The 14,112-nt window shown below is 69.3% G+C and carries 15 protein-coding genes; 6 read left to right on the top strand and 9 right to left on the bottom strand.

Features of this window, described 5'->3' with window-relative positions; all coding sequences use genetic code 11:
* Positions 1 to 165: 165 nt before the first annotated feature.
* The 6 genes from WDN01_16040 to hemC all read right to left on the bottom strand — a co-directional run bounded on the left by WDN01_16040 (position 166) and on the right by hemC (position 7,170).
* Positions 166 to 1,683 (bottom strand): circularly permuted type 2 ATP-grasp protein, encoded by a 1,518-nt coding sequence (locus WDN01_16040; protein ID MEJ0027536.1) that lies wholly within the window; start codon positions 1,681 to 1,683, stop codon positions 166 to 168.
* 91 nt (positions 1,684 to 1,774) lie between these two features.
* Positions 1,775 to 2,824 (bottom strand): alpha/beta hydrolase, encoded by a 1,050-nt coding sequence (locus WDN01_16045; protein ID MEJ0027537.1) that lies wholly within the window; start codon positions 2,822 to 2,824, stop codon positions 1,775 to 1,777.
* Between the two features lie 87 nt (positions 2,825 to 2,911).
* On the bottom strand, positions 2,912 to 4,333 hold the full coding sequence (locus WDN01_16050; GenBank protein ID MEJ0027538.1) for a heme biosynthesis HemY N-terminal domain-containing protein: 1,422 nt from the start codon (positions 4,331 to 4,333) through the stop codon (positions 2,912 to 2,914).
* Positions 4,330 to 5,358, bottom strand: coding sequence for a mitofilin family membrane protein (locus WDN01_16055; protein MEJ0027539.1), 1,029 nt, complete (start codon positions 5,356 to 5,358; stop codon positions 4,330 to 4,332). The genes WDN01_16050 and WDN01_16055 overlap by 4 nt, the downstream gene beginning before the upstream one ends.
* A gap of 54 nt (positions 5,359 to 5,412) precedes the next feature.
* Positions 5,413 to 6,132, bottom strand: a complete 720-nt coding sequence (locus WDN01_16060) for a uroporphyrinogen-III synthase (GenBank protein MEJ0027540.1) — start codon at positions 6,130 to 6,132, stop codon at positions 5,413 to 5,415.
* Positions 6,133 to 6,243: 111 nt separating this feature from the next.
* Positions 6,244 to 7,170, bottom strand: coding sequence for a hydroxymethylbilane synthase (hemC, locus tag WDN01_16065; GenBank protein ID MEJ0027541.1), 927 nt, complete (start codon positions 7,168 to 7,170; stop codon positions 6,244 to 6,246).
* Between the two features lie 52 nt (positions 7,171 to 7,222).
* On the opposite strand from hemC, the gene tsaD reads away from it, so the two are divergent.
* Entirely contained in the window at positions 7,223 to 8,305 is a 1,083-nt protein-coding gene (gene tsaD / locus WDN01_16070) for a tRNA (adenosine(37)-N6)-threonylcarbamoyltransferase complex transferase subunit TsaD (protein ID MEJ0027542.1), read from the top strand.
* Here the strand turns inward: tsaD and WDN01_16075 are convergent.
* Positions 8,302 to 8,430, bottom strand: coding sequence for a hypothetical protein (locus WDN01_16075; GenBank protein MEJ0027543.1), 129 nt, complete (start codon positions 8,428 to 8,430; stop codon positions 8,302 to 8,304). The two genes, tsaD and WDN01_16075, sit on opposite strands and share 4 nt — an antisense overlap.
* Before the next feature lie 350 nt (positions 8,431 to 8,780).
* Between WDN01_16075 and WDN01_16080 the strand changes: the two genes are divergently transcribed.
* The 3 genes from WDN01_16080 to WDN01_16090 all read left to right on the top strand — a co-directional run bounded on the left by WDN01_16080 (position 8,781) and on the right by WDN01_16090 (position 10,797).
* The gene (locus tag WDN01_16080; protein MEJ0027544.1) at positions 8,781 to 9,575 is read left to right on the top strand and encodes an exodeoxyribonuclease III; all 795 of its coding nucleotides are present in this window, start codon (positions 8,781 to 8,783) and stop codon (positions 9,573 to 9,575) included.
* Between the two features lie 98 nt (positions 9,576 to 9,673).
* The gene (locus tag WDN01_16085; protein MEJ0027545.1) at positions 9,674 to 10,294 is read left to right on the top strand and encodes a hypothetical protein; all 621 of its coding nucleotides are present in this window, start codon (positions 9,674 to 9,676) and stop codon (positions 10,292 to 10,294) included.
* Positions 10,291 to 10,797 (top strand): L,D-transpeptidase family protein, encoded by a 507-nt coding sequence (locus WDN01_16090; GenBank protein ID MEJ0027546.1) that lies wholly within the window; start codon positions 10,291 to 10,293, stop codon positions 10,795 to 10,797. The genes WDN01_16085 and WDN01_16090 overlap by 4 nt, the downstream gene beginning before the upstream one ends.
* Before the next feature lie 76 nt (positions 10,798 to 10,873).
* On the opposite strand, the gene WDN01_16095 is transcribed toward WDN01_16090, so the two are convergent.
* Positions 10,874 to 11,554, bottom strand: coding sequence for a YggS family pyridoxal phosphate-dependent enzyme (locus WDN01_16095; protein MEJ0027547.1), 681 nt, complete (start codon positions 11,552 to 11,554; stop codon positions 10,874 to 10,876).
* A 66-nt stretch (positions 11,555 to 11,620) separates the two neighbouring features.
* Here WDN01_16095 and WDN01_16100 point away from each other — a divergent pair, with 66 nt between their 5' ends.
* Positions 11,621 to 12,187 (top strand): thiamine phosphate synthase, encoded by a 567-nt coding sequence (locus WDN01_16100; protein MEJ0027548.1) that lies wholly within the window; start codon positions 11,621 to 11,623, stop codon positions 12,185 to 12,187.
* 16 nt (positions 12,188 to 12,203) lie between these two features.
* Here WDN01_16100 and WDN01_16105 read toward each other — a convergent pair whose 3' ends face one another.
* Complete coding sequence (locus WDN01_16105; GenBank protein MEJ0027549.1) at positions 12,204 to 13,394, bottom strand: hypothetical protein; 1,191 nt, start codon at positions 13,392 to 13,394, stop codon at positions 12,204 to 12,206.
* Between the two features lie 285 nt (positions 13,395 to 13,679).
* Here WDN01_16105 and WDN01_16110 point away from each other — a divergent pair, with 285 nt between their 5' ends.
* Complete coding sequence (locus WDN01_16110; protein ID MEJ0027550.1) at positions 13,680 to 14,057, top strand: DUF3576 domain-containing protein; 378 nt, start codon at positions 13,680 to 13,682, stop codon at positions 14,055 to 14,057.
* The last annotated feature ends 55 nt before the right edge of the window (positions 14,058 to 14,112 follow it).

A 14,112-nucleotide genomic window follows, 5' to 3' on the forward strand; every position in this document is an offset into this window, starting at 1 on the left:
AAATTCGAAGCGGCGCGTAGCGACAGCGTTCGCGCGAGAATTTGTCGGGGAGGGGTTCTTTGCGGGGCCCGACCCCTCCCCGAAATTTGCTTCGCAAATTTCCACCCTCCCTCAAGGGGAGGGTAGAAACCTCGGCGTTCTCCGCGGCTTCGCGTGCGACGAAAATCATTCGCTCAGCACCCAGGTGTCCTTGGAGCCGCCGCCCTGGCTGGAATTCACCACCAGGCTGCCGCGCTTCAGCGCGACGCGGGTCAGCGCGCCGGGGACGATCGTGGTGTGCTCGCCGTGCAAAATGAACGGGCGCAGATCGACATGGCGCGGCTCGACCCCGCCGTCGACGAAGGTCGGCGCGGTGGAAAGCTGGATGGTGGGCTGGGCGATGTAGTTGTCCGGATCGGCCTTGACCTTCAGCGCGAAATCCTCGCGCTCCTTCTGCGACGCATGCGGGCCGACCAGCATGCCGTAGCCGCCGCTCTCGCCCACCGCCTTGACGACCAGCTTGTCGAGATTGGCGAGGACATAACCCAGCGATTTCTCCTCGCGGCACAGATAGGTCTCGACATTGTCGAGGATCGGCTCTTCGGAGAGGTAATAGCGGATCAGGCGCGGGACATAGGCGTAGACCGCCTTGTCGTCGGCGACGCCGGTGCCCAGCGCATTGGCGACGACCACGTTGCCGGCCCGGTAGGCGTTGAACAGGCCGGGCACGCCGAGCGAGGAATCCTCGCGGAAGATGAGCGGATCGACGAAATCGTCGTCGATGCGGCGGTAGATCACGTCGATGCGCTTGAGACCCGAGGTGGTGCGGGCATAGACCACGTTGTCGTTGACGAGGAGATCGCGGCCCTCCACCAGCTCGACGCCCATCTGGCGGGCGAGGAAGGCGTGCTCGAAGAAGGCGGAGTTGAACACGCCGGGCGTGAGCACCGCGATCGAGACGTCGTCGTGATAGGGCGCCAGGCTGCGCAGCGTGGCGAGCAGCTCGTTGGGATAGTGCTCGATGGCGCGCACGCCGGTGGAGCGGAACACCGCCGGGAAGGCCCGGCGCACCACGTCGCGGTTCGCCAGCATGTAGGAGACGCCGGAGGGGACGCGGAGATTGTCCTCCAGCACGACGAAATCGCCGGCCTCGTTGCGCACCAGGTCGCTGCCGCAGACATTGACATAGGCGCCGTGCGGCACGGGAAGGCCGCGCATCTCGCGGCGATAATGTTTCGAGCCGTAGATCATCGAGCGCGGCACGATGCCGTCCTTCAGCACGCGGGCGTCGCCATAGATGTCGCGCAGGAAGAGGTTCAGGACGGTGATGCGCTGGCGCAGGCCGGCGTCGATGCGGGCCCATTCCTTGGCGGTGACGATGCGCGGCAGAAGATCGGTCGGGATGATCCGCTCGGTCGCCTGGTTGTCGCTGTAGACGGTGAAGGTGATGCCCTGGTGCAGGAAGGAGAGCTCGCAGGCCTGCTGGCGGCGCTGGAGCTCCCCGGCGGGGAGCGTGGTCAGCCTTCCGTCCAGCGCGGCGTAGTGCGGGCGCACCGTGCCGTCGGACGCGAACATCTCGTCATAGGGCTTGCCGAGCGCGTAGTGCTCATAGGGCGCGTCCCGCCCGGGCAGGCAGGCGCGGTTGGGCTGGTGATGGTCCGGCCCCCCGAAATCCTCCGTATGCGCCAGCGCGTCGTGCTGCATCCGCGAAATGTGACGGGATTTCAGGCCCTTCCGTCAAGCGCTCCTTTTGCGGGTGCCCGGGCAAGCCGCGGTCAAATGCGCGCAGCCGCGCTCAGGCATGGGCCCGGCGATGCCGGACGGGCGCTCCCGGCACCATCCGGACGGGGCCGCCGAGGAATTTGCGCACGTCCAGGGCGGTCTGATCGGCGAGCTCTTCCATCGGGATATGGCCGGTCTCGGCATAGACGATGACCTTGGAGCCGGGGATCGCGTCGTGCCAGGCGGCCGCCACCGAGACGGGGATCAGGTGGTCCTGCTCGCCCCAGAGGATCAGGACCGGCATGGTCAGGGCGCCGATATGGTCCTTCACGAAGGCCGCGTCGGCCGGCGAAAACTGCGTGAAGCGCTGGGCGGTTGCCGGGCGCGAGCCTTCCATCCGCGCGAAATCGGCATATTGGTCGATCATCTGTTCGGTCAGGATCTTCTTGCGGACGATGGCGTCGGCCAGGCCCTCGCGCACCAGCGGCTTGGGATCGAGATGGCCGAGGACGGGCGTCAGCCAGGTCTGGCGCAGCAGCCAGAAGGCGATCGGCGGACGGTCGCCGCGCGGCGACGGCAGGCCGCCGGCATCGACCAGGATGAGCGCGCTGACGCGATCGGGATGGACCTCCGCGAAGCGGGCCGCGACGCCGCCGCCCATGGAATTGCCGGCCAGCGCGAAACGCTTGAGGCCGAGCTTGTCGGCGAAGGCGGCGACGAAGTTCACCATGCCGGCGGGGCTGTAATCGCCATTGGCGGTCGCGCCGGTAAGGCCGTGGCCGGGCAGATCGACCGAGACGACGCGGAACTGGTCGGACAGGGTCTGCGACCAGGGCTCCCAGGTGAACAGCGAAGCGTTGGAGCCGTGCAGGAGAAGAAGCACCGGCGCGTCGGCGGCGCCGCGGATGCGGTAATGGGCGCGGGCGGTAGGCATCGCGGACGCGGATTGCCCGGACGACGGGGCGGGCAAGGTCGAGGGATAGTTCAATGCGACGAATTGCGAGGGCGGCGTCGCGTATTTCGCTTCCAGCGCGGCGCGCGGGATGTCCGGGGCGCTGTAGACGTAGAGCAGGACGCCGAACAGCACGAGGAAGATGGCGACGATACCGGTGAACACACGCATGGACAGCTCCGGGATTGATGCGCAAGTGTAGAACGCTTTGAAGCGTCGCATCTATCCTACCCTGCCCTCGAGGGAGGGTGGACAGAGTCAATACTCCATCCCGCCCGGGCCGGGATCGTCGGGCGGACGCGGCAGCGAAACGATCGTCGCGGCGGGGCGTTTCGGGCTCGGGAGCTTGCGCGGCAGGGGATCGGAGGAGGCGGGCAGAAGCTCGGCGCGTGCCGCGCCGGCCGCGGACCACGCCAGCGTGTCGAATTTCGAGCAATGGGCGCAGACGGCCGACCATTCGGCCTGCGCCATGCCGCAGGAACGGCAGCGCCATTCGGCGTCGCGCGGCGCCCACGCGGCGCGGGCGAGCCAGGCGTGGGCGAGCGTCGCGTCGCCGCGCTCGCCTTCCTCGATCTCCGCCATCAGGGCGCAGACGCGCGCGCTGGCGGCATCGTTCGCGAGCGGCGCCAGGAGACGCCGCGCCTCGGACCAGTTCGCAGTCAGCACCGCTTCCTCGCATTCCAGAAGCCGGCTCTCGAAATGATCGCGGTTCAGATGCGCGAGCCCGACGAGGCGCGCGACGCGCTGCGCATTGCTCTCCTCGGGCTTCATCGCGGCATAGACCGCGGCGAGGTCGGGATGCGGCGACGCCGCCCAGCAGGCTTCCACCACGCCCTGCGCACGCCACAGCTTGCCGGCACCGGCCAGCTTCCTCGCCGCCAGCATCGCGACGGGCGCAAGGCCCGGTTCGAGCGCCAGTGCCTCTTCGGCGCGCGCAAGCGCGGTTTCGGAATCGCCGCGGCGGTCGGCGTCCAACGCTTCGGCGGCAAGCAGCACGGCGCGGCGGCGGCGCAGGACCGGACCGTCCAGCAGATTGAAGCGCGCGATATCCTCCAGCACCTTGCGCGCATCGCTCCAGTCGCCGCGCGCAGCCTTCAGCTCGAACAGCGCGTTCGCGGCCCAGGCCACGCGCGGCCGCAAGGCATGCGCGCGCTCGGCGAAGGCCAGCGCCTGGTCGGGCTCGCCGTCGCGCGCCGCCAGCAGGAAGAGGCCGCGCAGACCCAGGAACTCCGTCTGCTCGTGCTGCAGCATGGCGCGATAGGCGCGACGCTGCGCCGTGGCGTCGCCGTCGGCCAGCGCGCTCTGCGATTGCAGCAGCAGGGCGAGCGGATGCGTGCCGAGGATGCCGCGGGCGCGTTCGGCGTGGCGGCGCGCCTCGGCCGCGTCGCCCGACGCGATGGCGATGAGGCCCTGGCTGAGCGCATCGTTGCCGCGCCGCATGCGCCGGGCGTTGAACCAGGCGCCGATGGCGCCCGGGCCGCTGATGACGGCCGCGATCAGGCGCGCCAGAACGATGGCCGCGAGGGTGAAGAGCACCGCGAGCGCGATGGCGACTGCCGCGCGCATATGGATTTCATAGGCGTCGAGGATGAAGACGAGTTCGCCCTGGCGGTCGGCGATCCACACGATGCCGATGGCGATCAGCGCGGCGGCGATGAGGATGCCGACAAGGCGGATCACGGCGCGGCCAGCAGCGCCGCCATGCGGCGGGCAAGGCCGGCGGTGTCGCGCGCGATGGCGGCGCGCGCCCGCGCATCGTGGAGCCAGGGCCCGATGCTTGCGCGGGCGGCGCCGGCGAGGCCGTCCAGCTCTGCGATGGCGCCGTCGAGATCGCCGCCGTTCAGCCGCGCGCCGGCACGGGCCAGCACGGCGTCGCTGTCCCGGCCCGGACGCTCGCCGATGCGGCGCACCACGACGAGATTGCCGATATTCGCCCAGAGCCGGCCGAGCCAGGTCCTGGCGCCCGCGGCGCGTTCGGCGGCCAGCGCCTGTGCGGCGGCGGCGGGGAAGCGGGCGGCCAGCAGAGCTTCGGTCGGCGCGCCATGCGGCGCTATCGCCGCGAGATCGGCGGCCTCCGGCGTGCCAGGCATCAGGGCGGCGAAGGCGGCAAGCTCGGCCGTGAAGGCGGAGGCGGTGGCGCTGCCGCGCACCAGATTGGCCAGCGCGAGCGCGGCGGCGGCGCGTTTCAGCGTGACCGAGGCGTCGAGACTTTCGAGATGGGCGATGCGGGCGGCAAGCGCCGCCTGCTCCGCCTGCAAGTCGGTGAGGCGCTGGACGAGATCGGCGCCGGCCGTGCCGCGTTCGAGCGTGGCGAGCCGCAGATCGAGATCGGCGAGGCGACGGTCGGAGGCATCGAGCCGGGCCGCGGCCTGCGGATCGGGCGTGGTTTCGAGCTTGCCGACGCGGTCGGCGAGCGCCGCCAGATCGCTCCGGCTCTGCGCGAGCGCGGTCTTGGCACCGTCGTCGGGTTTCTCCAGCGCGGCGAGGCGGGCCTCGTCGGCGGCGAGACGTTCGCGCAGCAGCGCGACTTCGCTCTGCGTCGCGGGCGGCGGCTTGGCCCGATCCATCTGCCAGAACAGAAAACAGCCGGCGACGACGACGGCGAGGATGAGCAGGGCCGCGATCAGCCCCGCGCCGGCGAAACGCCGCGGCGGCGGATGCACGGCATGCGCGGTGTGCGGACCGGAGGAATCGGCGGCGCTCATGGGGCAAGTATGGCGTGCGGACAACAGCGAACCAAGCGACCTTCCTCCGCCCCGCTAAGGCGGCGAAGGAGAATCTTTTATCAGGTCCAAGAGCGCCGCCTGGTTCGGATGTCCGGCGATGCGGATGTCATGGAATGTCAGTCCGGCGAGCGGCCTGGCGGCGGCTTCGCTGATGCAGCAGGCGACGAGGCAAGCGCAGGCCGGCTTCAGGCCGGCTTCGGCGACGCAGGCGGCGAAGGCCCCGGCGCTGCGGGCGGAGAAGAGCAGGACGGCGTCGATCTCGCCGCCGTGCAGCGCGGCGCGGGCGGCTTCCGGGAACCGTTCAAGAGCCGGCACATCGTAGAGAATCTCGGTGCGCACGGTGAACCCGGCGGAGCGCAGCGCGTCCGCAAGGCGGCCTTCGGCCTCGGCGCCCGCGGCGTGGAGCAGCACCCCGTCCTGCGGCTTCGCCCAGCCGCGCACGGCGGCGGCCAGCGCTTGCGCATTGCCGTCGGCGTTGCGGACTTCGGCGAAACCGGCGGCGCGCGCCGCCTCGGCGGTCTGCGCACCGACGGCGAAGACGGGGAGATCGCGGCGCGAGGTGCGCCGGGCGAAGGCGCGCACGCCATTGGCGCTGGTGGCGAGGATCGCCTGCACGCCGTCCAGATACAGCGGATGGCCGTCGCGATAGCGCACGCTCAGGAGCGGCGCGACGAGCGGTTCGTGGCCGCGCGCGCGCAGGAGCGCGGCGGTTTCTTCGGCATCGTCGGCGGGGCGTGTGACGAGGACGCGCACCCGCTCACCCTGTCATTCCCGCGCAAGCGGGAATCCAGAGCAGCCGCCCGGTCGCTGGATGCCCGCCGTCTCGGGCATGACAGAAATAATTTTGCAGCAGGAGGATCATCGCTACAGCGCCAGCCATTGCGCGACGCGGGGCTTGAGGGCTTCGCCGGCTTCGCGGCCGGCATCTTCGGCTTCGGCGCGCGGGTTGTGGCCGAGCACGACCGTGAAAGACGCGGCATCGAAGGCGCTGCCGTCCGGCGCCAGCACTTCGCCGGCGAAAGCGAGCGCCGCGCGGTCGAGCGTCGCGAGGCCGGCGATCGGCGTGCGGCAGGAGCCGTCCAGCGCCGCCTGGAACGCACGCTCGCAGGTCAGCGCGAATTCGGTGGGCTCGTGATTCAACAGGCCGACGATCTCGCGGGCATGGGTGTCGGTCTCGCGGATCTCGATGCCGACGACGCCCTGCCCCAGCGACGGCAGCCAATCGAGCGGATCGAGCACCTGCGTCGCGCGCGCGGCGAGGCCGAGCCGCTTGAGGCCGGCGAGCGCCAGGAAGATCGCATCCATCTCGCCGTCGTCGAGTTTGCGCAGCCGCGTGTCGACATTGCCGCGCAGCAGCACGACGTCGAGATCGGGGCGGGCGCGCAGCGCCTGGGCGCGGCGGCGCACCGAAGAGGTTCCGAGACGCGCCCCTTGCGGCAGGTCGGCCAGCGTCGCCGCCTTGCCCGAGAGGAAGGCCTCGCTCGGATCCTCGCGTTCGAGGAAGGCGCCGAGCGCAAGGCCGGGCGGCAGCAGGGTCGGCACGTCCTTCATCGAATGGACGGCGAGGTCGATCTCCTCGTTCAGGAGCGCGTCTTCGAGCTCTTTCACGAAGAGGCCCTTGCCGCCGGCATCGGCGAGGCTCTTGTCCTGGATGCGGTCGCCGGAGGTTTTCAGGATCGCGATCTCGCAGGCCGCACCGTTCGCGATCAGAAGGTCGCGCACCATATTGGCCTGGACCAGGGCGAGCTTCGAGCCGCGGGTTCCAAGGCGAAGGGTGCGGTTTTGCGGCATGGGAGCAAACGGTCTAGAGACGGCGCGCGACGGTATCAAGAGTGCAAACGCTTTGCGCGATCTGACGGTTCTGGGCATCGAGACGAGCTGCGACGAAACGGCCGCCGCCGTGGTGCGCGGGCATGGCCCCGGGCCGGGGACGATCCTGTCCAACATCGTGTTCAGCCAGCTCGAGGCGCACCGGCCTTACGGCGGCGTGGTGCCCGAGATCGCGGCCAGGGCGCATATCGAGCGGATCGACGCCATCGTGGAAGAGGCGCTTGCGGCGGCGGGCGTGCGCCTCGGCGAGCTCGACGCGGTGGCGGCAACCGCGGGGCCGGGGCTGATCGGCGGGGTGATGGTCGGGCTGACGACCGCCAAGGCGCTGGCGCTGGCGGCGGGCAAGCCGCTGGTCGCGGTCAATCACCTGGAGGCGCATGCCCTGACCGCGCGGCTGACCGAGGGGGTGGAATTTCCCTTCCTGCTGCTGCTGATCTCGGGCGGCCATTGCCAGCTTCTGGGGGTCGAGGGCGTCGGCCGGTTTCGGCTCTACGGCACGACGATCGACGATGCGGTGGGCGAGGCGTTCGACAAGGTCGCCAAGCTGCTGGGCCTCGCCTATCCCGGCGGGCCGCGCATCGAACAGCTCGCGGCGGGCGGCAACCCCAAGGCCTATGCCCTGCCGCGGCCGATGCGCGGACGGGCGGGGGCGGACTTTTCATTCTCGGGGTTGAAAACGGCGGTCAGGCTGATCGCCGATGCGGGACCGGTCGACGCGGCCGGGCTGGCGGCGTCGTTCCAAGCGGCGGTGGTCGATATCCTGACCGACCGGACCGCGGCGGCCATGCTGCGCTTCCGGAGCGATTTCCCGGACGCCGCGGCGCCGGCCCTGGTGCTGGCGGGCGGCGTGGCCTCGAACGGGGCGATCCGCGCGGCGCTCGGCGGGCTCGCGTCGCGCGAAGGCTTTCAGACAAAAATACCCCCGCCCAGGCTGTGCACGGACAATGCCGCGATGGTCGCCTGGGCGGGGGTGGAACATGGCCAGCTGAGCTTGTTCGACGGCATTGGGGTATCGCCGAAGGCCCGCTGGCCGCTTGCCGGAACGCCGCTCGGGGGGAGAGAGAGCGCGCCGGCGAAGCTCTTGACCGGATCCTAAACGTTCAGGAACGCGGTGAACGCCACGACGCCGGCCATCGCCAGGATGGCGACCGAGAACAGGCTGGCGACGGCACCGCCGACGGCGGAATGCTGGGCGGGGGTGCGATAGGTTGCGTTGGTCATGACTGCCTCCAGTTGGTTGGGCGCCGTGGGTTTCGCCCCGTATCGCCGCTTCGAAATTCGTTGCCGGCCCTTGCCGACACGACCGATATAGGCGGCGTTCCTTGAAGTTCAATAAATGAAATGAATATTATTCAGCGTTCAGAGGTCTGTTTTTCAGGCATAAGATATTGAAAAACAACATTTATTGTGCAGTGCAGCGCAAAGCCATGCGCGGCTGTCATAGTTGGAAGGCCACTATTTCATAGGTCACACTAGGCCCGTCTGCCGGCGCCTGGGGACGGACGGGCGGGGCTCTTGTTTTCCGCAGCTCGAACCGTCACCTGTCGCTGTCCCCTTGCCCGCGAGTCCCCGTGAAGATCGCCACCTGGAATATCAACTCCGTCCGCCTGCGCGCGCCCCTGCTGGCGCGCTTCCTGCGCGAGCATCAGCCCGATGTCATGGCGCTGCAGGAGACCAAGGTCGAGAACGGGCTGTTCCCGGCAAAGCCCTTCGCGCAGCTCGGCTATGTCCATCAGGCGATCAACGGGCAGAAAGGCTATCACGGCGTCGCCGTGCTCTCGAAGATACCGTTCAAGAAGACCGAGGTCCTGGGCTTCTGCCGCGAAGGCCATGCGCGGCACATGTGCGTGACGCTTCAGAACGGCGTGGAGATCCATGATTTCTACGTGCCGGCCGGCGCCGATGTGCCCGACCCCGACGTCAATCCGAAATTCGCGCACAAGCTCGACTTCCTGCGGGCGATGGAACGCGACTTCGCGCGGCGGAGCGACCGCGCCGGCGCGGCGGCGATCCTGGTCGGCGACCTGAACGTGGCGCCGCTGGAGCACGACGTCTGGAGCCACAAGCAGCTTCTGGACGTCGTCAGCCACACGCCGGTCGAGACCAACCTGCTCGGCGAGGCGAAGGCGGCGTTCGAATGGACCGACGTGACGCGGGAGTTCGTGCCGCATGACGAGAAGAGCTATTCCTGGTGGAGCTATCGCGCCGCGGACTGGCTGACCAGCAATCGCGGCCGGCGCCTCGACCACATCTGGATCAGCCCGGCGCTGAAGGGCGGGCTCAAGAGCCAGGCCATCGTGACCAAGATGCGCGGCTGGCAGAAGGCCTCGGACCACGTGCCGGTGGTGGCGGAGATCGAGGTCTAGCGGACGGGTCCGCGCGGCAATTCCTGCCGGGCGCCGGCCGCGAAAACCCAGCCATTCCGCCGCGTCCCGGTTGGCGCGCGTCTTGCGGTGGCCCGGACATGACGTTCGCCGACTACTCCATGCATGCGGTCAATCCGATTGCCGCCGGCCCGGCGCCGGCTGCCGCGACCGCGTCCGGCGACGAAGGCGGCTTTTCGTTCGACGACCTGCTCGACATCGTCAATCCGCTGCAGCATCTGCCGGTGGTCGGCACGCTCTATCGCGCCATCACCGGCGACCGGATCAAGACCTTTCCCAAGATCGCGGGCGATGCGCTCTATGGCGGCTTCCTCGGCTTCGCCGGCTCGCTCGCCGATTCGATGTTCGAGAAGGTCACGGGCAAGAATTTCGGCGACACGGTCCTGGCCGCCGTCGAGGACGCGTTCTCGCCGTCCGACGCAGCGCCCACGGGCCTGGCGCGCGCCGCCGCGCCGCCGGTCGACACGACGGCGACGCCGGTCGCCTCCACCGCGCCGGCGCTGCCGGCGCCCGGCAATGTCGCGCCCGCCGCGTTGGACACCCTCATGGTGCCGGGCCAGGACGCGCTGCTCACCGCCCTGTCGCGCAACGCTGTCGGCCCCGATACCGCGACGCGCGCGGCGCTGGCCTATCGCCGCTCCCTCAACGTCGCGCCGGGTGCCGTTCCGCAGCCCGCGGTTCGCGCTACTGTCGGGCAATGAACGTCATCGTGCGGCCTCACGGCCGGCAAGCCCTGGTCGATTGGGGCAAGGGTCCGCGCCGCGCCGCCATCGGCCGCGCCGGCATCGGCGTCAAGCAATGCGAGGGCGACGGCATCACGCCGCTCGGTGCGTTCGCCGTGCGCCGCGTGCTTTATCGCGCCGACAGGATCGCCGCGCCGGCAACCGCGCTGCCGGTTGCGCCGATCGCGCCGCAGGACGGCTGGTGCGACGCGCCCGCCGACCCGGCCTACAACATGCCGGTGACGCGCCCCTATCCCGCGAGCAACGAAGCGCTGTGGCGCGGCGACGGTCTCTACGATCTCATCCTCGTGCTCGGCTTCAACGACAATCCGGTGGCGCCGGGCAAGGGCAGCGCGATCTTCCTGCATGTCGCGCGGCCCGATCGGGGACCGACGGAAGGCTGTGTCGCGCTGGCGCGGGAGGATCTGCAAGACGTCGTGGCAATCCTCAAGCCGGGAGATCTTGTTGTGGTTCGTCCCTGACAATCCCGATTGTCGTGCCCGCGAAGGCGGGCATCCAGCCTGCGACTCTGGATGCCCGCCTTCGCGGGCATGACAATTACACTTGTGCCCTGATGCGTTCGCCGAAGATGGCGCTGCCGACGCGGACATGGGTGGCGCCGAAGCGGATGGCGATCTCGAAATCCTCGCTCATGCCCATGCTCAGGAGCGGCAGGTCGTGGTCGCGTGCGAGCTTCGCCAGCAGCGCGAAATGCGGCGCCGGCGCCTCGCCGGCCGGCGGAATGCACATCAGCCCCTTGAGCGGCAGGCCGAGCGATTTGGCGTGGGCGATCAGCGCATCGGCCTCGCGCGGCGCCACGCCGGCCTTCTGCGGCTCCTCTCCGGTGTTCACCTGCACGAACAGGAAGGGGTTGCGGCCCGTCTTGTCCATCTCGGCGCGCAGGGCATCGGCCAGCCGCGCGCGGTCGAGCGTGTGGATGGCGTCGAACAGCATCACCGCGTCGCGCGCCTTGTTGGTCTGCAAGGGTCCGATCAGGTGCAGTTCGAGATCGTCATATTCGACGCGGACCGGCGTCCATTTGGCCGCCGCTTCCTGCACCCGGTTCTCGCCGAACACGCGCTGGCCGGCGATCAGCGCCGGCTGGATCGCCTCGGCGCCATGGCCCTTGCTGACCGCGACCAGCGTGGTCGACGGCGCCGGCGCGACGGCTGCCTTTCGCGCCGCCTCGATGCGCGCAATGATGGCTTCGAGGTTCTCGTTGATCTGTTCGGGGGTCATGTGAGCGATGCGCTTTCGAGACGGAGGCTAGCAAGCGCCGCCGCGCGCCTCAACGCAATGCACCGCATGGCGGGCCGGTTGCCGCCGCTGGTGCTGATGACCGACGACGAGCGCCTGCCCGATCCGCTGGCCGCCGCCGCCGCGCTGCCCAGGGGCGCGATGGCGATCGTGCGCGCGCGCGACGCGGCGCGCCGCGGCGAACTGGGGCGCGCGCTGATCGCGCTGGCGCGTCGCCGCGATCTCTTCGTGCTGATCGCCGACGATCCGGCGCTCGCGGCGCGGCTCGGCGCCGACGGCCTTCACCTGCCGCAGGCGCGTGCCCGCGAGGCCGGCCATTGGCGCGCCCGGCATCCGGCATGGCTCATCACGGCCTCGGCCCATGCGCCGCGCGCGCTGCAGGCGGCGGTGGACCTTCTTTTTCTCTCGCCTATCTTCCCGACGCGATCGCATCCGGATCGCGCCGCGCTGGGCGCCGTCCGCGCCAATCTCATCGCGCGGTCGGCGCGCGTGCCGGTCTATGCCCTCGGCGGGATCGCGCCGCGCAACGCGGCGCTTCTGAGCGGGTTCGCGGGGATCGCGGCGGTGGAGGCGCTGGCCCCCTCCGCCTCGCTTTGCTCGGCACCTCCCCCGTAAACACGGGGGAGGAACGTCAGATGTTCACCACGGCGTGCAGGAAGACCGCGTCCATCGCGATGCGGGGGGCGCCGTTGTAGAACGTGCCGCTGCTGCGCGCGTAATTGTACTTCTGCCAGCCGCCCGAAATCTGCAGGTTCGAATTCACCGCATAGGCCGCGTCCACCACATAGGCATGCAGCCCCAGCGTCGGCAGGCCAAGCAGGGGCGAACCGTCGGCGCCGCCATTGCCGAACTCGCCGCCGAGCGACCAGGAACCCCGCGTCACCACCGCGCTCAGATGCAGGCTCTGCGTCGCGCCCGTCGCCAGCGCGTCGTTGATGTCGAAGGTATAGGTATTGGCTTGGCGGAAGGCGCCGCCGACCGCGAGCTTGGTGTCGTCGTCGATATTCCAATCGGCCTCGCTGCCGACGGCCCAGTCGGTCAGGCCGGCATGGCCCGGCGTCTTGCGGTCGCCATGGGCGACGGTGACGCCGGCATAGAGACCGAGCGTGATCGGCCCGAAACTGTCCGAATAGTTGACCGCGCCTTCCCACATGCTTTTCTGGCGGTCCATCACATTCGGCCCGTTGTTGACGAAGGGCAGGATGTCCTTGCCTTCCGACGGCGTGAAGGAGACGGCGATCTGCACGCCGAACAGCCGGGGCGTGTAGTAGGAGATCTTGGCGTAGTTCAGCGAGGATTCGACCGCGCTGTTCAGCGCGAAGACGTTGATGAACGCCGCGCCGCCGGTCGAGGGATCGCGGAAGAAGGTCGCGTTGGGATTGTCGATCGTCACTTCGGGATTGACGGTCGGCCCGGTGATCGAGAGCGCATAGGCCGCGCCGTCGGCCATGCCCACATCGATCCGCCCCAGGCCCGTCTGGGCCGTGCCGTAGAGCTTGGCGAGGAAATCGCTGCCGTAATTATCGCCCGACAGCTTGTCGTGATAGAGCTCGAACTGCCCCTTGAGCCCCAGCGACAACCCGCTGTCGTAATCGCGCTGCACGCTGGTGTAGAGCGTGGCGGCGCCGGTGCCGTCGGTCTTGGAGAAGGTCCCGGGCTGGTCGGCGTCGAACGCGCTGCCATAGACCTGGCCGCCGACATTATAGTTGAGGTTGCCCAGCGAGCCGGTGAGCGGCGACAGGCTCCAATCGTCCCACGCGGCGTGCGCGGGCGCGGCCAGGGCCAGCGACAGGGCCGATCCGGCCAATAGCGATAATCTCATGCCCAAGCGATCCCGACCTTTTTGTTGCTCATAGCACATCCCCGCTGCAGTCAACGCCAACTTGCGCGCGCGCCGGTCAAGCCGGTGTTCTTAACCGCCCGGAATGGGTCCGGTTGCGCGGTCGAAAACGGCCATCTATAAGCGCGGACCTAGGGGGGACGCGCGAGGAAACGCCGTCCAGGCGTTCCAGACAACGAAAGCGGCCCAATGCGATTTCTGCCCCACCGAGTGTTGATAGCGTGCGCTCTGGCCCTCGCCCTGGCGGGTTGCAGCTCGGACAATACGATGCCCGATGTCGGCACCGGCGCGACCTCCATCTCCTCCGGCACCGGCGCGCGGACCCTGGGCGTCAATTCCTATCTGTGGCATGCCACGCTGGACACGCTGTCCTTCATCCCGCTGGCCTCCGCCGATCCGTTCGGCGGCGTGGTGATCACCGACTGGTACTCCGCCTCGCAAGTTCCCAATGAGCGCATGAAGGTCACCGTCTATATCCTGGACCGCAAGCTGCGGGCCGACGGGCTGAAGGTCGCGGTGTTCCGCCAGGTCAGGGGCGCCGACGGCTGGGCCGATGCCCAGGTCGCCAGCGACACCGCCACCAAGCTCGAAGACGCCATCCTGACGCGCGCCCGCGAGCTTCGACTTGCGAGCGAAGGCAACTAGTTTTCTGCAAATCGCTGTAGCCTGATCCATGCCGGAGGCCTCAGCGTCTCCAGAA

The organism is Rhizomicrobium sp. (assembly GCA_037200985.1).
Lineage (GTDB): Bacteria > Pseudomonadota > Alphaproteobacteria > Micropepsales > Micropepsaceae > Rhizomicrobium.

Coding starts and splice junctions, on each gene's coding strand:
- WDN01_16040 (MEJ0027536.1), bottom strand. CDS start 1,683: ATGCAGCACGACGCGCTGGCGCATACGGAGGATTTCGGGGGGCCGGAC.
- WDN01_16045 (MEJ0027537.1), bottom strand. CDS start 2,824: ATGCGTGTGTTCACCGGTATCGTCGCCATCTTCCTCGTGCTGTTCGGC.
- WDN01_16055 (MEJ0027539.1), bottom strand. CDS start 5,358: ATGAGCGCCGCCGATTCCTCCGGTCCGCACACCGCGCATGCCGTGCAT.
- hemC (MEJ0027541.1), bottom strand. CDS start 7,170: ATGCCGCAAAACCGCACCCTTCGCCTTGGAACCCGCGGCTCGAAGCTC.
- WDN01_16075 (MEJ0027543.1), bottom strand. CDS start 8,430: ATGACCAACGCAACCTATCGCACCCCCGCCCAGCATTCCGCCGTCGGC.
- WDN01_16085 (MEJ0027545.1), top strand. CDS start 9,674: ATGACGTTCGCCGACTACTCCATGCATGCGGTCAATCCGATTGCCGCC.
- WDN01_16090 (MEJ0027546.1), top strand. CDS start 10,291: ATGAACGTCATCGTGCGGCCTCACGGCCGGCAAGCCCTGGTCGATTGG.
- WDN01_16095 (MEJ0027547.1), bottom strand. CDS start 11,554: ATGACCCCCGAACAGATCAACGAGAACCTCGAAGCCATCATTGCGCGC.
- WDN01_16100 (MEJ0027548.1), top strand. CDS start 11,621: ATGGCGGGCCGGTTGCCGCCGCTGGTGCTGATGACCGACGACGAGCGC.
- WDN01_16105 (MEJ0027549.1), bottom strand. CDS start 13,394: ATGAGATTATCGCTATTGGCCGGATCGGCCCTGTCGCTGGCCCTGGCC.
- WDN01_16110 (MEJ0027550.1), top strand. CDS start 13,680: ATGCCCGATGTCGGCACCGGCGCGACCTCCATCTCCTCCGGCACCGGC.